This is a genomic window from Rhizobium sp. CNPSo 3670 (assembly GCF_057784555.1).
Map to the genome: position 1 here is coordinate 217,529 of NZ_JBXSOL010000002.1, position 21,609 is coordinate 239,137.

The 21,609-nt window shown below is 59.9% G+C and carries 22 protein-coding genes, 1 tRNA gene and 1 pseudogene; 16 read left to right on the plus strand and 8 right to left on the minus strand.

Going from position 1 to position 21,609, the window contains the following annotated elements:
• Positions 1–16: 16 nt before the first annotated feature.
• From AC13QO_RS02730 to AC13QO_RS02740, 3 genes are all read left to right on the plus strand, one after another.
• Entirely contained in the window at positions 17–490 is a 474-nt protein-coding gene (locus tag AC13QO_RS02730) for a hypothetical protein (RefSeq protein WP_488539852.1), read from the plus strand.
• A 2-nt stretch (positions 491–492) separates the two neighbouring features.
• On the plus strand, positions 493–1,719 hold the full coding sequence (locus AC13QO_RS02735) for an HlyD family secretion protein (RefSeq protein ID WP_285195619.1): 1,227 nt from the start codon (positions 493–495) through the stop codon (positions 1,717–1,719).
• A gap of 544 nt (positions 1,720–2,263) precedes the next feature.
• Positions 2,264–3,115 carry a Hint domain-containing protein gene (locus tag AC13QO_RS02740; RefSeq protein ID WP_488539853.1) on the plus strand — a complete coding sequence of 284 codons (852 nt, stop codon included), beginning with the start codon at positions 2,264–2,266 and terminating at the stop codon, positions 3,113–3,115.
• Between the two features lie 182 nt (positions 3,116–3,297).
• On the opposite strand, the gene AC13QO_RS02745 is transcribed toward AC13QO_RS02740, so the two are convergent.
• A complete protein-coding gene (locus tag AC13QO_RS02745) occupies positions 3,298–3,576 on the minus strand; it encodes a hypothetical protein (protein ID WP_488539854.1) in 279 nt (92 codons plus the stop codon).
• 157 nt (positions 3,577–3,733) lie between these two features.
• Between AC13QO_RS02745 and iolG the strand changes: the two genes are divergently transcribed.
• Positions 3,734–4,726, plus strand: a complete 993-nt coding sequence (gene iolG / locus AC13QO_RS02750; protein WP_488539855.1) for an inositol 2-dehydrogenase — start codon at positions 3,734–3,736, stop codon at positions 4,724–4,726.
• Positions 4,727–5,079: 353 nt separating this feature from the next.
• On the opposite strand, the gene AC13QO_RS02755 is transcribed toward iolG, so the two are convergent.
• Positions 5,080–6,303 (minus strand): ROK family transcriptional regulator, encoded by a 1,224-nt coding sequence (locus AC13QO_RS02755; RefSeq protein WP_488539893.1) that lies wholly within the window; start codon positions 6,301–6,303, stop codon positions 5,080–5,082.
• A gap of 273 nt (positions 6,304–6,576) precedes the next feature.
• On the opposite strand from AC13QO_RS02755, the gene xylF reads away from it, so the two are divergent.
• The 4 genes from xylF (at position 6,577) to AC13QO_RS02775 (ending at position 10,270) form a co-directional block, all read left to right on the plus strand.
• Positions 6,577–7,617 (plus strand): D-xylose ABC transporter substrate-binding protein, encoded by a 1,041-nt coding sequence (gene xylF, locus AC13QO_RS02760; protein WP_003581351.1) that lies wholly within the window; start codon positions 6,577–6,579, stop codon positions 7,615–7,617.
• 260 nt (positions 7,618–7,877) lie between these two features.
• Positions 7,878–9,191: a sugar ABC transporter permease gene (locus tag AC13QO_RS02765; protein ID WP_085779056.1), complete on the plus strand. Its 1,314-nt coding sequence runs from the start codon at positions 7,878–7,880 to the stop codon at positions 9,189–9,191.
• A 14-nt stretch (positions 9,192–9,205) separates the two neighbouring features.
• The gene (locus tag AC13QO_RS02770) at positions 9,206–9,988 is read left to right on the plus strand and encodes an ATP-binding cassette domain-containing protein (protein WP_088393066.1); all 783 of its coding nucleotides are present in this window, start codon (positions 9,206–9,208) and stop codon (positions 9,986–9,988) included.
• A gap of 205 nt (positions 9,989–10,193) precedes the next feature.
• Positions 10,194–10,270: transfer RNA gene (locus AC13QO_RS02775), tRNA-Arg, on the plus strand.
• Between the two features lie 135 nt (positions 10,271–10,405).
• Here the strand turns inward: AC13QO_RS02775 and AC13QO_RS02780 are convergent.
• The 4 genes and pseudogenes from AC13QO_RS02780 to AC13QO_RS02795 form a co-directional block, all read right to left on the minus strand.
• Positions 10,406–10,537, minus strand: coding sequence for a hypothetical protein (locus tag AC13QO_RS02780; protein ID WP_285195616.1), 132 nt, complete (start codon positions 10,535–10,537; stop codon positions 10,406–10,408).
• A gap of 256 nt (positions 10,538–10,793) precedes the next feature.
• Positions 10,794–11,069, minus strand: coding sequence for a hypothetical protein (locus AC13QO_RS02785; RefSeq protein ID WP_285195615.1), 276 nt, complete (start codon positions 11,067–11,069; stop codon positions 10,794–10,796).
• Positions 11,070–11,083: 14 nt separating this feature from the next.
• A pseudogene (locus AC13QO_RS02790) lies at positions 11,084–11,337 on the minus strand (DUF7940 domain-containing protein).
• A 326-nt stretch (positions 11,338–11,663) separates the two neighbouring features.
• Positions 11,664–12,005, minus strand: a complete 342-nt coding sequence (locus AC13QO_RS02795; RefSeq protein WP_285195614.1) for a DUF7338 family protein — start codon at positions 12,003–12,005, stop codon at positions 11,664–11,666.
• 591 nt (positions 12,006–12,596) lie between these two features.
• On the opposite strand from AC13QO_RS02795, the gene AC13QO_RS02800 reads away from it, so the two are divergent.
• The gene (locus AC13QO_RS02800; RefSeq protein WP_285195613.1) at positions 12,597–12,923 is read left to right on the plus strand and encodes a hypothetical protein; all 327 of its coding nucleotides are present in this window, start codon (positions 12,597–12,599) and stop codon (positions 12,921–12,923) included.
• 553 nt (positions 12,924–13,476) lie between these two features.
• The gene (locus AC13QO_RS02805) at positions 13,477–15,450 is read left to right on the plus strand and encodes an acyltransferase family protein (protein ID WP_488539856.1); all 1,974 of its coding nucleotides are present in this window, start codon (positions 13,477–13,479) and stop codon (positions 15,448–15,450) included.
• 780 nt (positions 15,451–16,230) lie between these two features.
• On the opposite strand, the gene AC13QO_RS02810 is transcribed toward AC13QO_RS02805, so the two are convergent.
• Positions 16,231–16,413 (minus strand): HNH endonuclease, encoded by a 183-nt coding sequence (locus AC13QO_RS02810; RefSeq protein WP_488539894.1) that lies wholly within the window; start codon positions 16,411–16,413, stop codon positions 16,231–16,233.
• On the opposite strand from AC13QO_RS02810, the gene AC13QO_RS02815 reads away from it, so the two are divergent.
• Together AC13QO_RS02815 and AC13QO_RS02820 are read left to right on the plus strand one after the other, a co-directional pair.
• On the plus strand, positions 16,330–16,581 hold the full coding sequence (locus AC13QO_RS02815) for a hypothetical protein (protein WP_488539901.1): 252 nt from the start codon (positions 16,330–16,332) through the stop codon (positions 16,579–16,581). The two genes, AC13QO_RS02810 and AC13QO_RS02815, sit on opposite strands and share 84 nt — an antisense overlap.
• Positions 16,582–16,861: 280 nt before the next feature.
• On the plus strand, positions 16,862–18,232 hold the full coding sequence (locus AC13QO_RS02820; RefSeq protein ID WP_488539857.1) for a peptidoglycan L,D-endopeptidase MepK: 1,371 nt from the start codon (positions 16,862–16,864) through the stop codon (positions 18,230–18,232).
• A 614-nt stretch (positions 18,233–18,846) separates the two neighbouring features.
• Here AC13QO_RS02820 and AC13QO_RS02825 read toward each other — a convergent pair.
• A complete protein-coding gene (locus AC13QO_RS02825; protein ID WP_488539895.1) occupies positions 18,847–19,128 on the minus strand; it encodes a DUF982 domain-containing protein in 282 nt (93 codons plus the stop codon).
• Positions 19,129–19,405: 277 nt separating this feature from the next.
• On the opposite strand from AC13QO_RS02825, the gene AC13QO_RS02830 reads away from it, so the two are divergent.
• The 4 genes from AC13QO_RS02830 to AC13QO_RS02845 all read left to right on the plus strand — a co-directional run bounded on the left by AC13QO_RS02830 (position 19,406) and on the right by AC13QO_RS02845 (position 21,591).
• On the plus strand, positions 19,406–19,678 hold the full coding sequence (locus AC13QO_RS02830) for a BON domain-containing protein (protein ID WP_085779081.1): 273 nt from the start codon (positions 19,406–19,408) through the stop codon (positions 19,676–19,678).
• Positions 19,679–19,802: 124 nt separating this feature from the next.
• Positions 19,803–20,198 carry a DUF1236 domain-containing protein gene (locus tag AC13QO_RS02835; RefSeq protein WP_488539858.1) on the plus strand — a complete coding sequence of 132 codons (396 nt, stop codon included), beginning with the start codon at positions 19,803–19,805 and terminating at the stop codon, positions 20,196–20,198.
• Positions 20,199–20,295: 97 nt separating this feature from the next.
• The gene (locus AC13QO_RS02840; protein WP_488539859.1) at positions 20,296–21,123 is read left to right on the plus strand and encodes a DUF1236 domain-containing protein; all 828 of its coding nucleotides are present in this window, start codon (positions 20,296–20,298) and stop codon (positions 21,121–21,123) included.
• 141 nt (positions 21,124–21,264) lie between these two features.
• Positions 21,265–21,591, plus strand: coding sequence for a GYD domain-containing protein (locus AC13QO_RS02845; protein ID WP_488539860.1), 327 nt, complete (start codon positions 21,265–21,267; stop codon positions 21,589–21,591).
• The last annotated feature ends 18 nt before the right edge of the window (positions 21,592–21,609 follow it).

Below are 21,609 nucleotides of genomic sequence, written 5' to 3' on the forward strand. Positions count from 1 at the left end.
AGGAAAGGAGATTTCGATGGAAGACTATCACTCCGCTCTCACCGATCACGTGCCCGGCTTCATCACCGCGCCGGGCCAGACCGACTATTTGTTCGTCGGCGTCATCATTTTTCTGATCGTGATGATCCTTGTGGTCGGCAACCTGTACTTCCAGCTGCACGCCGTTCCCGAACGCATCGCCCATCACACGAACAAGGTGCAGATGGAGATCGTCGCGGTTCTGGCGCTGATCTCGCTCTTCACCCACAATCATCTCTACTGGATCCTCGGCCTGCTCTTGGCATTCATCCGGTTTCCCGATTTTTCGACGCCCCTTTATTCGATCGCCCGGTCGCTTGCCAGGCTTGCCCGCCGCGATCCGGCCGAACTCGAGGACGAGGCGCCGGTCGCAGCCGATCACCCGGAACCGGTCCGCCCGCCTGCGCCGGAACCAGTGGCGGAAGCACCCGTCCGGGCGCCCGCCAAGACACTGCACGAAGAGGGGATATGATCATGCTCGAATTGATGCTTTGCTCAATGCTGACCATCTTCCCGGACTATCTCTACCGGCGCTATGCCCAGGGCAAGCGCATCGGCCAGGAGATCACCCTTTACAGCATGTGGTACGAACTGCGCTGGGGAATCTCGGCCTGCCTGATCCTGACCGTCTCGCTGATCACCATGATCTTCTATTTCCATCCCTCGACGAAAACCGTCACGGCGGTGTTCCGCACCGTGACGATCCTGCCGGAGGCGTCCGGCCGGGTCGATGAAGTCTTTGTCGGCGTCAACCAAAAGGTCGCCGCCGGCGCGCCGCTCTTCCGGCTCGACGATTCACAGCAGAAGGCGGCCCTTGAGACCGCCCGCCGGAAGATTGCCGAGACCGAGGCGGAAGCGAGGGTCTCACAGACCGAGCTTGCGAGCATGGATGGCCAGATTCAGGAGGCCGAAGGCGCCTTGCGAGTGGCCGAGGACGAGCTGGAGATGAAGACGCAGCTCCTGAAAAACGATGCCGTTGCCCGCCGCGAGGTGGTCCGCCTCACCAATACGGTCGAAGGTCGCAAAGGCTCCCTGAGCGCCGCGCTCGCTAAGAAAGAGACGCTGCAAACCAAGCTCAGCGTTCTCCTGCCGGCGCAGAAGGCGAGCGCGGAGGCCGCCCAAGCCGAGGCGCAGGTGGAACTCGACAAGACAATCGTCAAGGCGGGGGTTTCGGGCACCGTCCAGCAATTCACATTGCGGCCCGGTGATGTGCTGAACACCATGCTGCGTCCTGCCGGCATCCTGGTGCCGAGCGAAGCGGGCCGCGGCACGCTGATCGCCGGTTTCGGGCAGATCGAGGCGCAGGTGATGAAACCCGGAATGGTCGCGGAGGCTGTCTGCGTCGGCAAGCCGTTCACCATCATCCCGCTCGTCGTGACCGACGTGCAGGACGTGATCGCGGCCGGCCAGTTGCGCCCCACCGACCAGCTGGTCGATGTTCAGCAGATGGCAAAACCCGGCACTCTGACGGTGTTCCTTCAGCCGCTCTTCGACGGCGGCCTCGCTGATGTGCCGCCGGGCAGCAGCTGCATTGCCAATGCCTATACCAACAACCACGATGCGCTCGCCGATCCCAATATCAGCACGCCGCGCTGGATGTTCCTGCATGTCGTCGACACGGTGGGTGTCGTGCATGCGATGATCCTGCGTATACAGGCGATGTTGCTGCCGGTTCAGACCCTGGTATTCGCCGGACATTGAGTTCGTAGCCAGCTTCTCCAGTTTCCCGCCCTCGCTCGGGACTCTGAAACATGACTTGGCGGATATCAGGCGGTTGAGATTTGACGGTTGCGCTTGGTCGCTTCGCAGCGAATCGGCGCGCCTTTGCCAAGGCCAACTATCCTGATGGTGTCGCAGCGCCTTTCCGCCAATGCCAACAGGCGCATGATGATCGCCAATCTGCTGATCGACGAGGCGATGCGCCGCCTGCCGCATAGCTGAAGCTATCTCAAGCGCGGGTAAACACTCCGACGCCACGGAGGAGCCGCCATCCGGCTTGGTCCGCGCAAGCTATATGTGCTGTTTTCCAGCGATTCAACCGCCCACCAAGGTACTCAGTTCGATTCTTTCGCGTTGGGGTAGCAGATAAACCTCCCGCTTTTTGGTATCTGACATAGCGTATTTCGGGACCGCCTAACCCATGCCTACGTCCTTTTCAGTAAGGCACAGCGCTAACTGGCGAAATTGAATGCGATACAACATGTTGTAGCATCGGGCGGTTTAATGTTTTCAGGAGATCGCCCACATGCAGTCTACGGAAGATCCGAAGCAGCCGCGCAACACTGCGCGCAGACATTTTCTAGGAGTGGTTGCGGCCGCCGGCGCTCGTCTCGCCGGCGCGGCGGCCATGGCCACGGCAATTTCAATCTCTCCGGCCAAAGCGATGGGTCGGCGCTGGGGGCGGGGCGGCTCCGGTGGACACGGGGGTTCCGGCGGAAGAGGTGGCCATGGCGGCAGCGGCGCAAATTGCTTCCTGCGCGGAACGGCGATCCTCACCGATTGCGGTGAGAAGCCCGTCGAGGATCTCAGCATCGGCGATCGCGTTGCCCTTCCGGACGGCAGCACCCGTGCGGTCAAGTGGGTCGGCCGCCAAAGCTTCAAGAAGAGCGGCGCACGCTGGCAGAAAGACGTGGTGCCGATCCGGGTTTGCCGTCACGCGCTGGACGGGCACACACCCCATTCGGATCTCTACCTGTCGCCTGGCCATGGGCTGTACCTGAACGGCGTTCTGATCCAGGTGAAGGAGCTCGTGAACGGCACGACGATCGCACCGGTCGCTCCCGCGCCCGACGCTTCGATCGACTATTATGCCGTCATGCTCGATGCGCACGAGGTTATCCTAGCCGAAGGTGCTGCGGCCGAGTCCTTCCATCTGAAGAACAGCAATCACGAGAACTTCTGCAACTTTGCAGAGTACCAGCGTCTCTATGGCGGGGAACGCAGCATGATGACACCCTTTGCGCCGTTGCTCGGAGGTGGCTGGTCACACTTGAAAGCGCTTCTCCTGCTCGGCGTTTCGCCGCTGGTACCGACAAGCGATCCATTCGGCGATGCCTGCGAAAAGATCGACGCGCAGGCCAGGGAATTGTCGCTCTGACGGGACGGGAATGCGAATGGATCAGGCTCGCTGCACGCGAAGCCGTGCGCCGGTTTTGCGATAATATCGAACAAAGATGTCAAGCGCGGCGCGCATCGGAAAGAGCGCGGCGCGCTTCGATTGTTCGGCTGCGACGAAGCCGATGATGCTCGCCGATCTCTTGATCGGCAAGCCGCCCGCTACTATTCCGCCTGCCCGTCTTTCGAAGGCTTTTCGGCTGATGTCTCATCGGCCTCGTCCTCTCCCCCGGCGTCGGGCTGCGCAACCGGCTCGGCCGACTGCGGCTTGAAGGTCCAGAACAGCATATAGAAGGCATAGGCGCCGGCTGCAGCGGAGATCACCGCCCAGAAGGGATCGCCGCCGATGATCTCGATCGCCGCCCAGCCGAAACAGACTGCAACGATGCCGACACGCACCCAGAGGCGCTGGTATGCCGGATGGTTCGGATCGATAAGCTGCATGTCTGTCCCCGCGGTCGCATTTTGTCGCACTGTCCTTTAGTTTGAATCTTGCAAATGTGAAAGAGTCGCGGGCTTGACGAGACGCGCAGATGATGGAATGAAAATTCCAGATTTTTGGCAATTCGGTTTATTTGTTCCGAATTCAAGGGAGATTGAAATGACTGTAAGATTTGGTCTGCTCGGCGCCGGCCGTATCGGCAAGGTTCACGCCAAGGCCGTCAGCGGCGATGCCAATGCGACGCTGGTCGCCGTCGCCGACGCCTTTCCGCAGGCGGCGGAAGCCATCGCTTCGGCCTATGGCTGCGAAGTCCGCACCATCGAGGCGATCGAAGCCGCCAAAGACATCGACGCCGTCGTTGTCTGCACGCCGACGGACACCCATGCCGACCTGATCGAGCGCTTCGCCCGCGCCGGCAAGGCGATCTTCTGCGAAAAGCCGATCGATCTCGACGTCGCCCGCGTCAAGGCCTGCATCAAGGTGGTGGAAGAAACCGGCGCCAAGCTGATGGTCGGCTTCAACCGCCGCTTCGACCCGCATTTCATGGCGGTGCGCAAGGTGATCGACGCCGGAAAGATCGGCGACGTTGAAATGGTGACGATCACCTCGCGCGACCCCGGCGCCCCGCCTGTCGATTATATCAAGCGTTCGGGCGGCATCTTCCGCGACATGACGATCCACGATTTCGACATGGCCCGCTTCCTGCTCGGCGAAGAGCCGGTCTCGGTGCTGGCGACCGCCGCCGTGCTGGTCGACAAGGCGATCGGCGAAGCCGGCGATTATGACAGTGTCTCGGTCATCCTGCAGACCGCTTCAGGCAAGCAGGCCGTCATCTCCAACTCCCGTCGCGCCACCTATGGCTACGACCAGCGCATCGAAGTGCACGGTTCCAAGGGCATGGCGGCAGCCGAAAACCAGCGCCCGGTCTCGATCGAAGTGGCGAACGGCGACGGCTATACCCGCCCGCCGCTGCATGATTTCTTCATGACCCGCTACACCGAAGCCTACGCCAACGAGATCGCCGCCTTCATCGCCGCGATCGAAAAGGGTTCGAAGATCACCCCCTCCGGCGCGGATGGCCTGGCAGCGCTGGCTCTCGCCGACGCCGCCGTCCAGTCGGTCAAGGAAGGCAAGCTGATCAAGATCGGCTGACGGTCCTCTCCCGACCGAAGGTCGTGCATGAGATGGCCGGGCTCTGCCCGGCCGTTTTGCGTTGGATGGCAGAGCGCGATCAAGACCCCTCCCCAACCCCTCCCCACAAGGGGGAGGGGCTAACTTGCCGCACCCCGCTGCTTCCCACTCCACGGTTTCATCCGCAGAAAGGTGGAGGTCTGCCAAGGTGGGCGCCACGTAGTAGCCCCTCCCCCTTGTGGGGAGGGGTTTTCGTTCGAGCGCGTGCGCTGAGCGCAGCGAAGAGTGATGAATGGCGTGCCGTGTGGCCCCCTCATCCGACCCTTCGGGCCACCTTCTCCCCGCTGGGGAGAAGGGATATGCCGCAAGCCATCTCAATCCGTCCCCTGCCCCCCCGACAGCACGATGTCCTGGTCGATCACAGAGAGCGCCCGGTTGAGGTGGCCTTCGAAGACGAGGATGGGTTCGTCGGGGACGACGCGGATTTCGGGCATGCCTTCCATGCGCACGATATGCGACTGGCCGAGGCCCTCTTCGATGCCCTGCCGCAGCAGGTCGTAATAGCGGGTGCCGGGGCCGGTGATGGCGATCGGCATGCGTTCGGTCAGGCTGAGCATGCGCGACAGGCCGTTGCCGAGCGCGAGCCCCGCCTGGCGGAAGGCGAAGGCGGAGGTGCGGTGGCCCTGGCGGGCGCGGGCGGCGATCTTGTCGAGTTCGGCGACCGGCACGAATTTGGCCGGGATCGTATCGAGCGGCACTTCGAAGGCGCTGCGCAGGATAGCGTAGAAGCCGGCATAGGCTTCGATGCAGCCGCGAGTGCCGCAACGGCAGAGACCGCCACCCGCCATATGCAGCATGTGGCCGAAATTGGGGGCGGAGATCTCCTGGCCGGCCTGGCCGCCGCGCCGGACGATTCCGAGCCCGATGCTGTGGCCGAGCGAAAGTGCGGCGAGCGAACGGAAATCAGCGCCCTTGGCGATCTCCTCACGGGCGCCGAGCGCGGCGGCGACGAGCAGCGTCTCGTTGTCGAGAATGACCTTCGCCTGCCAGGCGGGCCGCAGCGCCGATTCGAAATCGATCTGGTCGCTGCCGAAGATCGGCGACCACAGAAGCACCGGCTCGGTGGAATGGACCAGCCCCTTGGAACTGATCGAGATCAGCAGCACCCTTTCCTGCGAAATCCTCGAGCGATCAAGAATGCGCAAGAGCCCGGCCTGCACCCCGGCGACGAACCGGGCGGCACCGGACGGATCACGCGAGCGCTCATCGCTGAAACGGTCGATCAGCTTGCCTGCATAATCCACAAGCGAATATTGCACGGCATCCGAGGAGATGATGACGACGATCAGATAGCCGCATTCGCGCCGCTGGCGCAAAAGCACACGCGGCCGGCCGCGGCCGCTTGCCGCCTGCTGCTCGGATTTTTCGATGATCTGAGCGCGTTCCAGATCGGCTGTTATCGCCGAAATGGTGGCCGAGGAAAGGCCGGTGAAATCGGATATTTCGGTATGGGCGAGCGCACCGTGGCGCCGCAGCACGGACAGCACGAGCACGCTGTTTCTCTGCCGGACCAGCTCCGTGCTCGACTTGGTCAGCATGGATGCCGCCCTCTCCTCCTGCTTTCGTGAGAGCATGATGTTTCCCGAAAAACCGCTCACGGTTTTCGGCATCATGCCTTCATCGCCCTCACCTTCCCCTGCATCTGCGGCCGCTCTTGCGCAAGCGAATTAAGCCGGCGATGCAGAGTTGACAGTTGAAAAAATCTCTGACAGTTAATTTCTCGACTGTCGAGAAAAAAATCTCGACAGCTTTCGCGGTGGCCGGAGGAAGCATGGGCTGGGCCGGTCGCAACTCACTCGGGAGGACAATTTATGAAGTCTATTTTGAAACTCATGGCAGGGGCTGCCATTCTCGTTTCCGTGCATACCGCCGCCATGGCTGCTGATCTCGTCGTCGGCGTTTCCTGGTCGAATTTCCAGGAGGAGCGCTGGAAGACCGACGAAGCCGCCATCAAGAAGGCTCTGGAAGCCAAGGGCGCCAAGTATATTTCCGCTGACGCGCAGTCCTCTGCCGCCAAGCAGCTGACCGACGTCGAATCGCTGATCTCGCAGGGCGCCAACGCGCTGATCATTCTCGCCCAGGACTCCGACGCTATCGGCCCGGCGATCGAAAAGGCCGCTGCCGAAGGCATTCCGGTCGTCGGCTACGACCGCCTGATCGAAAACCCGGCTGCCTTCTACATCACGTTTGATAACAAGGAAGTCGGCCGCCTGCAGGCTGAGGGCGTCTTTAAGGCCAAGCCGGAAGGCAACTACGTCTTCATCAAGGGCTCTTCTTCCGACCCGAACGCCGACTTCCTGTTCTCGGGCCAGCAGGAAGTGCTGAAGGCTGCGATCGACGCCGGCAAGATCAAGAATGTCGGCGAAGCCTATACCGACGGCTGGCTGCCGGAGAATGCTCAGCGCAACATGGAGCAGTTCCTGACCGCCAACAACAACAAGGTTGACGCCGTCGTCGCCTCCAACGACGGCACGGCCGGCGGCGCGATCGCAGCGCTCGACGCCCAGGGCCTCGCCGGCTCCGTTCCGGTTTCCGGCCAGGACGGCGACAAGGCGGCGCTGAACCGCATCGCGCTCGGCACGCAGACGGTTTCCGTCTGGAAGGACAGCCGCGAACTCGGCAAGCGCGCCGCTGAAATCGCTCTCGACCTCGCAGGCGGCAAGGACATGAGCAAGATCGACGGCGCCCAGGCCTTCAAGGGCGGACCGAAGGGCGTGGAAATGCAGTCGGTCTTCCTGAAGCCGCTTGCGATCACCAAGGACAATCTGAACGTCGTCATCGACGCCGGCTGGATTTCCAAGGCTGAAGCCTGCCAGGGCGTCAAGGCCGGCACGGTTGCCGCCTGCAAGTAAGCCAGCTTTGAACTAGAATGACCGGCGCCGCAGCGAAGACCGCTGCGGCGCCGGATGCGGACGGGAATTCCAAGACGAAGTTTTCTCCGCCTCGCCACACCATCGCAGACTTGCATTCCCTGCCGGAAGAGCGTCGCGACGCCACGCGACCGGCTTCCGGAAGCATCGCGGTGGTCAGTTGAAGACAGACGAATGACGCCTTTGGCCAAGCTCCAGCACGCAGGCGCCCGTCTAAACAAGAATGGGGGAACGGCAAACCCATGGCCGACATGCTAAAATCAACGACTTCAAGCGGGCCGCGAACGGCGGAAGCCAATCCGGTGACCCGCTTCTTCCGCGCGACCGAGATCGACACCCGCCTGCTCGGCATGATCGGCGCGCTCGTCATCATCTGGATCGGTTTCCACATCATCACCGGCGGCCTGTTCCTGACCCCGCGCAATCTCTGGAACCTCTCGGTCCAGACGACCGACATCGCGATCATGACGACGGGCATGGTGCTGATCATCGTCACCCGCAACATCGACCTTTCCGTCGGTTCCGTGCTCGGCCTCTGCGGCATGATCATGGGCGTGACGCAGGCGAAGATCCTGCCGGAATATATCGGCTTCGACAGCCCCTTCACCTGGGTGATCACGCTGCTGATCGGCATCATCGCCGGCGGCCTGATCGGCACCTTTCAGGGCATGATCATCGCCTTCCTCAACGTTCCCTCCTTCATCGTCACCCTCGGCGGCCTGCTCGTCTGGCGCGGCGCGACCTGGCTCGTCACCAGCGGCCAGACGGTTGCCCCCATGGACCAGACCTTCCGCATCATGGGCGGGGGCGCGGAGGGCTCGATCGGCGCCACCTGGAGCTGGGTCGTCGGCATCGCCGCCTGCCTCTTCGTCATCGCCAGCATCATCGGCTCGCGCCATCAGCGCCGCCGCTTCGGCTTTCCGCGCCGGCCGATCTGGGCGGAATATTTCCTGGCGACCTTGAGCTGCGTGCTGATCCTCGGCGCCGTCTCGATCGCCAACAGCTATTACTGGCCCGTTAACATCGCCAAGAAATATGCCGAGACCAACAATATCCCCTGGCCGGAAACCGGCCTCGACATTCCCTACGGCATCGCCGTGCCGGTGCTGATCGCCATCGTCGTCGGCATCATCATGACCTTCATCGCCACCCGCCTGCGCTTCGGCCGCTATGTCTTCGCGATCGGCGGCAACCCGGAAGCGGCCGAACTCGCCGGCATCAAGACACGTTGGGTGACGGTGCGCATCTTCGCGCTGATGGGCGTGCTCGCAGCCATTGCGGCGGCGATTTCCACCGCCCGCCTCAATGCGGCGACGAACTCGCAAGGCACGCTCGACGAGCTCTACACCATCGCCGCCGCCGTGATCGGCGGGACGTCGCTCGCAGGCGGCACCGGCACCATCGCCGGCGCCATGCTCGGTGCGCTCGTCATGCAGTCTCTGCAATCCGGCATGGTGCTGGCGCATGTCGACACGCCGCTGCAGAGCGTCGTCGTCGGCACCGTCCTTGTCGTGGCGGTCTGGCTCGACACCGTCTACCGCGCCCGTGCCAAGTGAGAGGAGCTCCAGATATGGCTGATCAACGCACTCCCCTCGTGGAACTGAAAAACATCTCGATCTCCTTCGGCGGCATCCACGCCGTGGACAACGCCTCGGTCGATCTCTACCCCGGCGAAGTGGTGGCCCTGCTCGGCCACAACGGCGCCGGAAAATCGACGCTGATCAAGATTCTCTCCGGCGCCTACAAGCGCGATGGCGGCGAGATCCTGATCAATGGCGAGCCGGCCGAGATCCGCAATCCGCGCGATGCCAAGAAATACGGCATCGAGACGATCTACCAGACGCTTGCCGTGGCCGATAATGTCGACGCCGCCGCCAACCTCTATCTCGGCCGCGAGCTGAAGACCCGCTGGGGCACGCTCGACGACGTGGCGATGGAAGCCTCGGCCCGCCAGGTGATGGGGCGGTTGAACCCCAACTTCAAGCGCTTCAAGGAGCCGGTGAAGGCGCTTTCGGGCGGCCAGCGGCAATCGGTGGCGATCGCCCGCGCCATCCTCTTCAACGCCCGCATCCTGATCATGGACGAGCCGACGGCGGCCCTCGGCCCCCAGGAGACGGCGCAGGTGGGCGAGCTGATCAAGCAGCTGAAGAAAGAAGGCATCGGCATCTTCCTCATCAGCCACGACATCCACGACGTCTTCGACCTCGCCGACCGCGTCTCGGTGATGAAGAACGGCCAGGTGGTGGGCCACGCCCGCACCGAGGATGTGACCAAGGACGAGGTGCTCGGCATGATCATCCTCGGCAAGGTGCCCCCAAAAGCCATCCCCGGCCCCGGCGCCATGCAGATCTGACGCCACCAGCGCCCTGCCCTGGATAACCAAGCTCCGCCGCTCGCAAGACCGGCGGAGTTTTTTATGTGGCATTCCCCAGGCTGACGGATAAAAACGCCCGTCAAATCGCAAGCATCGGTATTTCCGAGAATTTCGCGATTGAAGCCGGCCGCAAGCTAGGCTAAGAACCACCCATCGGACAGGCGATTCAAACCGCCTCAGGCATGCACCCGTAGCTCAGCTGGATAGAGTGTTGGATTCCGATTCCAAAGGTCACAGGTTCGAATCCTGTCGGGTGCGCCATTTCCATAGGTCTAACCTACTGTTCTTCAGAACAAATCCTCGCGGGGAATTTGTCGTTCCCTCGTTCTTTCCCCCAATGGCGATAGGAAGTCTTTAGACGTCAATGGACGACGCCTAGCAGCGCCTTCAAGTTTTTTATCCATCCTCGGTGAAATTACTGTCGACTTCATCCCCGTTTGGCTCGGTGTCGCCGCCGTCCTCGTCGTTTTCGTCGTCGAGCTCGGTATCGCAGATCTCCGGCGACAAGGGCGCGCATGATGTCGTCATTCGATGTGGTCATTTCTCGTCTTTCGGGGGAAGGCCATGCCATGTTTGCCGCAGGGTGTGGGAACGCTTGCCGCGTACCCTAAACAGCCCAAGTCTTTAGTGAGCTTGCTACAAAGCTACCCAGATCGGTGTATTGCAGTTCGTTGGGATGGTATCATGGGCAGATCGTTTGTCGTGGCAATGGTCCGCAGCGCCTGGCGGAATTGCTGCTGCAGGGAGTCGGCGATGACGTCGATGCGCGACGGGTTGCCGGTCATCAGCAATACGTCGGCGCCTCCTCCTTGGCCGCGTTGATGATGGACTGCATCTGCGTGGGATAGGTGGTGTTATAGGATGACGGCGATAACAGCGCGTTGTTGATCGTCAGGTCGATGATGACCAGATCCGCGTCGGCGCAATAGGTGGTGGCGGCACTAAGGGCGGTCCATGGATTTGTCGTTCCTATCCAGTCGGAAATCTGGGAGACGCAGTTACCGAGGTTCCAGATGTCGAAGGCTTTTGCCGTATCATCCCATGCCCTGACGCCCACCACGAAGGCGTTTCCGGCTACCCTTCTGAAGGCGGTTTGCCATTCAAATCCCCTGAGAGTCTCTGTTGAACGAGAACCGCGCCACGAGGGCTGCGGCGTCGATGATGCCGGTAAGCGCCGACATCCCGAGCCCGACATAGAAGCCCTTCGCCACCCATTCCGCAGCGAAGAACAGATAGACGGGCTCGACAGCTATGATGAAGAGCAGAAAGGCAAGCAGGCGCACCGACCAGGCGCGTTTAAGCACCTCGCGCCAGTTATGGACGAGCATGGGGAGTTCTCCGATTTTAGTGTGAAAATGCCGCCCGGAGGCGGCTTGGCGTTTTAGCGTGGCCGCGCATCAAATGATGTCATGGAGGTGCGGTAGCCAAGACTCGACATCTTCGCCCTTCGCCATATCTCCTCAACACCATCAAGGAGGGAAATATGTTTCGAGCACTAGCCGTTTCGCTAGCTGTCAGTGCCACAGCTATCCTGTGCCAGCCCGTTTTTGCAGCTGACATGATCGAGGGCTATCGCCCTCCACCGGCTACGCGCCATGTCGTTTACCACCCCAAAAAGGCATATGTCAGGAAGACCTTTTACGAGTGCGGTGAGCTATTGGTGGAGTACCGCCCGCCGTATCGTCCTCACACGGAGATTGTTAACGTCTGCCATCCACGCAAGTATGCCCTTACCCGATACTGACGGGCGATATGTTTCAGGAAGGTAGAAGCCAAAGAGCAGCGGAATGTTGCGCTTGACGGTGAAGGCAGAAGCAGTGTCCTCAACGCCGTCCAGATCGGCGTTCAGCGTCGAGAACCAGCGCCAGCGGCCGGGAAGAACTGGGCCGTGCTTCATCGACCAGGCCGCCAGGAATGACGACAGGAGATAAGCCAGCCCCACCAGCGCCAGATTTACCGGCAGATAGGCGATGTAGCGGAGAATTGGCTTGCTCATGGCCTCACCCCTACGTTAAGCCCGCGCTCAAAACCGAAAGTGTTCATTGCCAAAACACGCGGAAGGCCTCCTTCCTCGTTTTTTTGTGGAGTTAAAATTGCTGAAGGCCGAAGCACGTATGGCAGTTCTCCTCGCCGTCGGCATCGGGGGCGCTTTTTTGATAGCCATTCGATACGGTATACACGCCGGCTATTTGACCCCTGACCGTTAGAGAGAAGCCGCTGCCGAGAAGAACCCGTCGATCTGCTGCGACGTGAACCCCATAGCTTGTTCGTCAAAAATAGTCGCCTCCTTGGAAGCCGCAGTGATGGCAGTTGAACTGGACGCCTTGGCTGTCGATGCGAACCCAGAGACAAGGCTCCCGTTTGTTGCGCCTCGATGCTGAGCACTTCGGGCAAGTCGTTTTCTGATTTCCGGCTACGATCCGCTCGTTATTTTCAATATCGGCGAACAGCGGCCGCAGTCGGCGTTAGCACGGTGTTAGCGTAAATCACCTACCATAGCGACACTATTCGAAACACGGTTTGTCCGTTGCAACAGGGACAAATGGACGGTGGCGATCCCGGAAACGCCACGGCCTACGGAGATTACATGAAACCGGTTCTAGCCAGCCTGATATTGTCGTCTGCCATGCTGCTATCCAGCGCGTCGGGATTTGCCGCTTCCGGCGGATGGCAGTCGGATGGGCAAGGCACGAGATATTGGCATGTCACCCCGCCGCCCGGGCAATGCAATATAAGTCAGGCGAAAAACCGTGCGCTTCGGGCCGGCATCTATCGCAGCGAGATCATACAGCAGGATGAGAATATCATCGTGCTCAGAGGCCTGGATGAATCGGGCGACCGGCGAACGATCGGTTTCGGCAACATCAGGGGATGCCCTGAGTTGGAAGGCTATGAGGAAAGCCCGAACTTCTGAGGGTATTGTTTAAAGCCGACCATCGCCGTAACTGGCTCCGGCAATTGAATTGCATGCGCACCGGACGACGCGACCGGTCGGCCAGGGCCTCAAGCCCGTCCAGATGTCCGCGAATCCTTGGAAAACGATCTCCCGATAACAGTGCGACGCCTGCTCCAGAAACACGCCATTTACCTCCCGGCGGGGATTGGAAGCGTGAAATCACCCTCGATTTCGTTGACGTTATTCGTGATCGCCAAGGCTTTCAATCCCCACAATTCCCCGCGCCGCGCCGGAGGTATACCGTCGCGGCACTTCTTGAAAACAGGCGGCGACCGCCACGCTTTTCAAGTAAGAGACTCCATCGCCGCTGGCGCGGGCCGACCGGGAAAACAAATGAGCCCCCTGAATGCTGATTTACAACAGCACATAAAATAACGACTGAAATCGACCCCGCCCGCAAATCTTTTATCGGGCCGTACTGTTCTCCCTCCGAGATCTCTGTGTTAGGCAGCCCCAAAAGCGCCAATCTTACGCGCGACCAAGTACGCTCTCGATATGAAGGCCGCTGGCATTGAAGGTTTACAGACCAGAGATTGATGGCCTAAGGGCCATATCGGTGATCGCGGTTATTCTTTATCACGCTGAGTTCACGGTTGCCGGCCACACCTTGCTTTCTGGCGGATACATCGGCGTCGATGTGTTTTTCGTGATCAGCGGCCTCCTGATTTCCCAGATTCTGTTGACGGAAATCGAAGCAACGGGACGTATCGATTTCCTGAAATTCTATGCCCGTCGTGCGCGGCGAATTCTGCCTGCATTGTTCGCAGTCATTTTCGCGACGATGCCCTTCGCCTATTATTTCTTGTTGCCGTTGGAACTCACTGATTACGCGAACTCCGTAGGATCATCGCTACTGTTTGGATCGAATATCTATTTCTATTTCACCGCGGCGCAGTACGGGGAGCCCAATACCCTTCTCAAGCCTTTTCTGCACACCTGGTCGTTGAGCGTCGAAGAGCAGTTTTATATCGCCTTTCCGATCTTGTTGCTGATCGTGCGCCGATACTTGAAATCGAACTTTTTGCCATGCGTGTTGGTGGCGGCAGCCCTCAGCTTCGTGTTCTGTTTCGTCACGGTACGGCACGATCCGCAGCAGGCCTTCTATTCGCCGCTCACCCGGGCCTGGGAACTGCTGGCCGGAACACTGCTCGCCTATTACGAGCTCAGGCGTGGACGGCCTCGCCCCCAGCCGTTGCTCGCGGCGGCCGGGCTTATCCTCGTTCTTGGTTCACTCATCTTGTTTGGAAAGGATACGGTTCACCCTGGCCGGGTCACTGTGATCCCCGTCGTCGGGACCTGCCTTGTGCTCGCATTCGCCAGCCGTGAGAACGCAGCCGGGCGCCTGCTGGCTTCTCGGCCCGCGGCGCTCACCGGGTTGGTGTCCTACTCCTTGTATTTGTGGCATTATCCGGTCTTCGCCTTCTGGCGGCTGACAAGCTTGGATTTCGGCAACGGCAACAAGTTTCTCGCCATCGCAGTGACGGTCCTGGTCTCAGTCATCAGCTTTGTCGTCATTGAAAAGCCGCTTCGCCACACCAGGAGAAGCCGCGCTCTCTGGATCACCCTGAGCTCATCCGTTGCAACTATCGCAGCTGTTGTCCTTTCAGCAATCACGATGGCCGGTTTTCCTCACAGGCTGGATGAAGTCTATTCACCTGTCGCGCAGGCGAACGAAGCACGGCTCGAAAGCACTTTTCTAAGCTTGAACGACAACATTCAAGCTGAGAAGCCCGTTATCTTCATCATTGGGGACTCGCACGCCAGAAACTGGTCGATTGCGCTGAAAAATTACGTCGATACCGACCGGTATCAAGTCGTGGCGCTCAGCTATTTGAACTGCATGGTGGAGATCAAGAACGATAGTGTGAAGGCCCCCTCGCGCGCCAGCATCTACGACAAATACTGCATTCCCTTTGAAAAATATATCAACGACAAATCATTGCTCAGCCGAACGAAAGCGATCTTCCTCACGAGCCTTCGGCCTTTCGAATACACCGTCAACCCGTTCAGGTTCGAGCTTATTTCCTGGATGAAAAGCCACTCGGATAACGCGCGCGTTTTCGTGTTCGGAAATTATTTCCAGCTCGACGAATTGCACTCGTGCCTGGGGCTGATGTTTCAGAGAAAATCCGATGCCTCTATCTGCCTGCGATCGGCGAGCTATCCGCCGGCCAACCAGCCTTTAGAGCAACTGCCCTTTTTCCCCTCCGGTCTTCCGTTCACCTACGTCGATATCGTCAAGCTTCACTGCGATTACGACAACGAGAAATGCCTCACCAGCAGCAGGGGTGTTCCGTTCATCACAGACTGGAACCATATGACAGCCGAATTTCTGACGACCTTGATTGGTGACATTCTGGAAAAGAAAACCGCCGATCTACGCAGCAACGGTCTGCTCGATTTCCTGGTACCGCCGCACCCCAGCCAAGCCGAACGAACGGCTAGTTCTCAGCCGGCCGCTGGTCCCGCGTCTCCATCGAATTAAGCGGTGCTCCGACACAAAGGACGGTGAGCTTAGTGTCCGGACCTTCGTATACCATCGTTGAGATGGTGCTCATCGCGCACGAGCTAGAAGCACACGATAGGCGCCCTCCACTTCCGTCCCATACCGGACGTTGCTGAGGATCTTTGCCTTCCGTGCCCGGCCGGCGGCCTTACTCAGGCTCCGGCTTCAGCACGGTTGAATGCGAGTTGGATTGCCAACGGAGGCCACCGTCGCGCATGATGAGGCGCTCAAAAAGGATCTCCAGCTAGGGTTCCGCGAAGCGCTACATATTCTGCGGGATGACGAGGATGATGAACACCTACCAGCGCAACCACTATGCCGAAGAACGTCGCAACTACTGACGAGGCGACGCCTCGATTTCGGCTCTTGGATTTTCGCCTAGCGAATAACACTGAAGATCCGATAACGAGTGCAAGCGACCAAAAAACCAAGAATTCGCCAAATCCTCGCGCGATGACTTCTGACGGTGAGCGGAACAAGCCAAAGATCGATTCGAAGCCTAGAACCAATTGGTACACGTTTAGCATGGCAACTGCTAATAGCGATGTGGCCGAAGAAACAAACAGGAGCCGTCGCATCCGATCCTCGATATTGCTCGTATATTGCGATTGAATTTATCCGGTCGGTCGTTCCTTTCGGATTATGACAGTCGTTAAAATTGAGAGCGAGATCACGATTGGCCGTAAGGTGATCTACGTTAGAATGGCGGCTGCGAGGCGCCGGAAACGGCCCGTGCCCCAGGCCGCACGGCCCCCGCCGCTACATCGCCAAAGTTCGCATCAATCTAGCCTTGATAGACAGCCACGTCGGCTTGGCCTTCTTGGTCCGACGCTTCTGATTGCAGGCGAAACAAACAAGATGAAGATTTTCGAGGCAACTGTTTCCGCCCTGGCTTGCGGGCTTGATGTGATCCCATGTGGCCAGGTTTGGGACCGTGGCCAGTCTGTTGAGTTTGCGATCCTTGTTATAAAATCCGGGAAAAACCATTTCGGCCTGGCAAATACCGCATTGCCCGCCTTGAAGCTCGAATGCTTTCCGCTTTCGACCGTGTCTGTACTTCGCAAGTTTGCTCAAGCGATGATTTGTCCTATGCAATGCTTGGTTGATTAAGCAAAGCCGCAATTCGGATCGCTGTCAATTCTCCTTAAGTGGATACCCCCCCAGCAGGCTTCGCTCTGCGCCTGTCGTAGCTCGGCAAATCGCTAGAACGGGTTCTGACGATGAAGATCGCGCACCGAAACTAGAGCAAAAATCAGCGGCCGTTTCAATGAGCCTTCGCTCGCGCATCCGTCTGTTAGCAATTTGTTGACCATAAGCTGGCTTTACTGAGCCGGATGGATGCGGCATTTCCCGCCCGTCGTCGAGTGTTTGGTGTGAGACGGGTTTGTTCGTGTTGAAGTATTCACTGCAAGGTTTGTCGGGCGGAGCCTTGGGCGGAATTGCCACTCTGCTCTCACGTGCAAAACGCTTTGCAGCGCAGACCATTCTACCGGCCTTGTTTGCGCTGCCGGCACTTGCCGGTTCTGCATCCCTTGCCTCGGCGGAAGATCGGGCGCTGAAGCTTTTCTTCACCCACACGGGCGAGAGGGCCACGATCACCTACAAGCGGGATGGAAAGTTCGATTCCAGGGGCCTTGCCCAGATCAACCGGTTTCTGCGCGACTGGCGAAGGAATGAGCCGACACGGATGGATCCGCGGCTGCTCGACCTGGTCTGGGAGGTGTATAAGAAGAGCGGCGGCAAGGATTATATCCACGTCGTCTCCGCCTATCGTTCCCCTGCCACCAACAACATGCTGCGCAACCGTTCGCGCAGCACTGGTGTCGCCAAGAAGAGCCAGCACATGCTGGGCAAGGCGATGGATTTCTACATTCCCGGCGTGAAGCTTGCGACGCTGCGTGCCATTGCCATGCAGATGCAGGTCGGCGGTGTCGGCTATTATCCGAGCTCGGGATCCCCCTTCGTGCATCTCGACGTCGGCAATGTCCGGGCCTGGCCCCGCATGTCCCGGCAGGAACTCGCGCGCATATTCCCGAACGGGAAAACGATGCATCTTCCGGCCGATGGGCGGCCGCTGCCGGGATATAATCAGGCGGTTGCGAACTACAGGAAACGCGTCAGCTCCACCTCGATCGAGATCGCCAGCACCGCCGGAGAAGACGAAGACGCGGGAGCCTCCACCACGCCAAGCGGCGGCGCCACAGACAGCAAGCTGGTAACCGCGCTGCTGCCGACGCCGAAAAGCCGGGCCTTGAACGCGCTGGCGCAGCAGACCGGCGCGGTCGAGCGAGATGACAAAGGCTCCGCTCCCGATCCTTCATCTCTCCCGATTCCGATACCGGCGATGCGCCCCCTCGCCCTGGCGCAGGACGCGGGCGCGGACGACAGGCTGGTGACTGCCTCGATCGGCCCGATTGCAGCACTTCCGGAGAGACGCCTGCCCGCATTGCCGGCTCACGCGCGTTTCCATCCCGTCGTTGCTGCACAGCAGACCTCCAGGCAGGGCGCCGACATGATCGCCTCTCTGCCGATGACCGCTTCCTGGGAAGAAGCAGATTACCTTGGATCGACGTCAGAAGCGGCGCTGATGCAATGGGCGCTGCGTTCTCCCGGCGCGGCGATCGGATTGAGCGCGCCTCGCCTTTCCCCACGCACGGTCCATCGCGAAGCGAATGTCGCGGCTTCAGACGAGAACCCCGTTCCGGTCGCCGCCACAGGCCCGTTCGACGCCAGCCGGTTTTCGTCACTTCCGGAGGGTTGACCACCGAAAAACGACAAATGCATAGGGGCCAGAAGTCGTTTCTAAGCTTGCGTCAGAGAATTGCTCCGGTGCTGTGGGTACAATGGCGGAGAGCTAATGGCGACACGGCAATAGCAGAGATGCTCTTCTCTCCGTTCCCGATCGGATCAACAGAGCGACTAAATATCAACGCAAGGTTTGAAATATATCATCACTCGCTCAGCGCTTCTGAGCCGCATCAACAAGATCATAAGTCGTAGGAACTTCTTCAATGCCGGTGAGTTAAGAGTGTGGATGTGATCGTCGCTCAGTCGACTTCGCATTTGTCCTTTCCAACTCTTCGCAGCCCCGCAATCCAGCGGGGCTTTTTTTGCTGAAGTACTTTGCTCTGTACGGCATCGTACGGAAACTCTTGCGGCCCGCCGGCGTTTCTTGCTTCGGATCGCGCAGAGGGAGCCTCTCCTGTCTCCGCGCGCACCCCTATGCTCTGCGCGATCCACACTACCTCGAGACTTTTCTGAGATCCGATTGCGAACAGCGGCAAGGCAACGCGTAAATCGATGATCACCGGCGGCGCCAGCATTTCATGCGGCCCGAACGGCATTGTGCACATGCCACCGGCTCATCTCACTGTCTCAGTGATCAACCGCGATCACCCGTATTCCGGCTTCCTCCGCGGCGCGAATGAGGGCGGCGCGCGCCATATCGGGCGAAATATTGCCTTGGATCGCGTCAAGGCAGGTCTTTACAGCCGCTATATAGTCCCGGCCGTCATCCGTCGGCCAGGCGGCGACAAGCGCGCCTGCGACCTCACCGAGCGACCGGACCAGCCTGTGTTTTTCCTGACCGCCCATCACAAGCATCAGAGGCGCGAAGTCTTCGCTTGTGTGCCAGTCTACAATTCCGACCGTCTGTATTGCCATTCGTTCCTTCACCTCACAAGAAGCCTTCCCCATCCGCTGAAACGCAGGCGCCGGGTTCGGCAGGTTGGCGCTTCGGCAGGAGGTCTCGACGGTGTTTCGCGACAGACCAAAACCTTCCTGAGATGTCCCTTCAATCGGACGGGAAGCATCTAAGGCAGGTGATGCAGGGGAAAAGCCGGACCTAAGTCGGACTGGAAGGGCGGCGGCGGCTGTTCATATAACAGAGTCATGTAACCTGTAGGTCCGTGGAGGGGCGGAACGGGAGGAGGAGATGAAGTTCGGCCCCGATAACAACAACCACGAAGAGCGCTTTTCGCAAGGCCACAGTTCGGCAGCAACCGTCGCCACAATCGAAGCAGCCCTTTCCGCTGATCCCGACATCGACAGCAGCGCTATCGAGGTCAGGATGCTCGGTCCTGTCGTGCTGCTTGAAGGCTATATTACCAAGCCCGCCGACCGCGACAAAGCCATCGCGCTTGCGGCGATGATCGTCGGTGAGGAGAATGTCCACGACCGGATGCTGAGCCGTTTCTCCACGCAGTAGCGAGGGGTGGGCGGCTGGGACCAAGGTCGGCTAAGCCCCGGCCTCAAGTCCTAACTCCGGAACCGTTCCTCCATTATCCGGTTGGTACGCCAGCGGAACCAACCGCATAAAAGGAGGAAAATTGATGAATATCAAAGCAGTAGGAATTGCCGCTGGTCTCCTGTTGGCATCGACGTCTGCCTTTGCGCAGCAGTCGACGGTCACAGGTGCGGTCGGTGGCGCCGCGACGGGTGCGATCGTCGGCGGCCCGGTAGGTGCTGCTGTCGGCGGCATCGTCGGCGGCGTCGCAGGCAGCGTCATCGATCCGCCGCCGCCAAAGGTGGTGACCTATGTCGAGCAGGCTCCCGCCCCGGCTGAACACGTCGTGGTGAAGGAGAAGGTCGTCGTCGGGCAGCCCCTGCCGGAGACGGTCGCCGTGACGCCAATGCCCGACGATCCGAAATATGCCTATGCGATCGTCAACGATCAGCGTGTGATCGTCGAACCTTCCTCGCGGACGGTCATCCAGGTCATCAAGTGACAGACGGGCGGCAAAGCTGCCATTCCAACAATCAGGGCGCGCATGTCACGCATGAGAATGCGGGCGGCACCGCCTGTTCGAACTTCGGAGAATGATCATGAAAAGCAACCATCTCACCATGCTTCTGGCAGCGCTGTCGCTCGGCGTATCGCCGCTTGCGACACTGCCGGCCGCGGCCCAGCAGGACAGCACAAAGAGCAGCGGCCAGACCCAGTCCGGTTCTCAGAGCACGGATTCCGGTTCGCAATCCGGGGCCGGCAAGACCGACTGCACCCCCGATGCTTCCGGGGGCTGCCCGCAGGGCAAGGGCCAGACGACGCAGCAGAAATCCGGCCAGGGCGCCGACATGAAAAGGAGCGCTGAACAGCCTTCCAACGACAACGGTTCGACGAGCGGAAGCACCTCGAGCAAGGCTTCGACGGAAACCAAGCCCGCATCGCCGGACGCCAGCGGCGCCACCACCACCGAACAGAAGCCCGCCGCCAAATCCGGCACGACCGATACCAGCGGCTCGGCCACCACAGGCACAAAAGGCAGCACTACGCAGAGCGGCGACGCGACCAAGCAGTCGACTGATCAGAATGCGACGACGACAAACAAGAGCTCGTCGGAAACCAACGTCAACAACAACACGACAACGAACAAGCAGACTTCGAACACCACCAACGTCAACATCTCGGTCGAACAGCAGACTGAAATTCGTTCGGTGGTGAAGGAGGTCCATGTCGCACCGGTGAAGGAAGTGGACTTCACGGTCTCCGTCGGGGTGAAAATCCCGAAGAAGGTGCGGCTCGAACCATTGCCGCAGCGCATCGTCAAGATCGTTCCGCAGTATGAAGGCTATCGCTTCTTCATCCTTGCGGATGGCCGGATCGTCATCGTCGATCCCGATGCGCTGACGATCGTCTATATCATCGAGGCCTAAGGCCTAACACGCAGGTTCCGGCGGCGTCTTTTTCGCCGCCGGGCGGCCCACCGACACCCTCCATCCAATACGCACATTGAGTGACTGGCCTTCCTTCCGGCTTGAGCGTCTACTCTATCGCTCCGGCGGAGGAAGCAGACCATGGCCATGTATCTCACACGCTTCAGCTATACGCCCGAAACCTGGGCGCACATGATCGAAAAGCCTGAGGATCGCCGGGAGGCGGCACGCAGCTACATCGAATCCGTGGGCGGCAAACTCCATGGGTTCTGGTATGCCTTTGGCGAGCATGACGGATGGAATTTGTGGGAGGCGCCCGACAACGTATCGATGGCGGCCGTCACGCTTGCGATCGGCGCCGGCGGCGCGCTCAGCTCGATCGAGACCACCGTGCTGCTCGAAGTCGAGGACACGATCCAGGCCCTGGAAAGAGCGAAGTCGATCCGATACCGCCCGCCGGCAGCCTAGGTTGCGGTAGCATCAAAG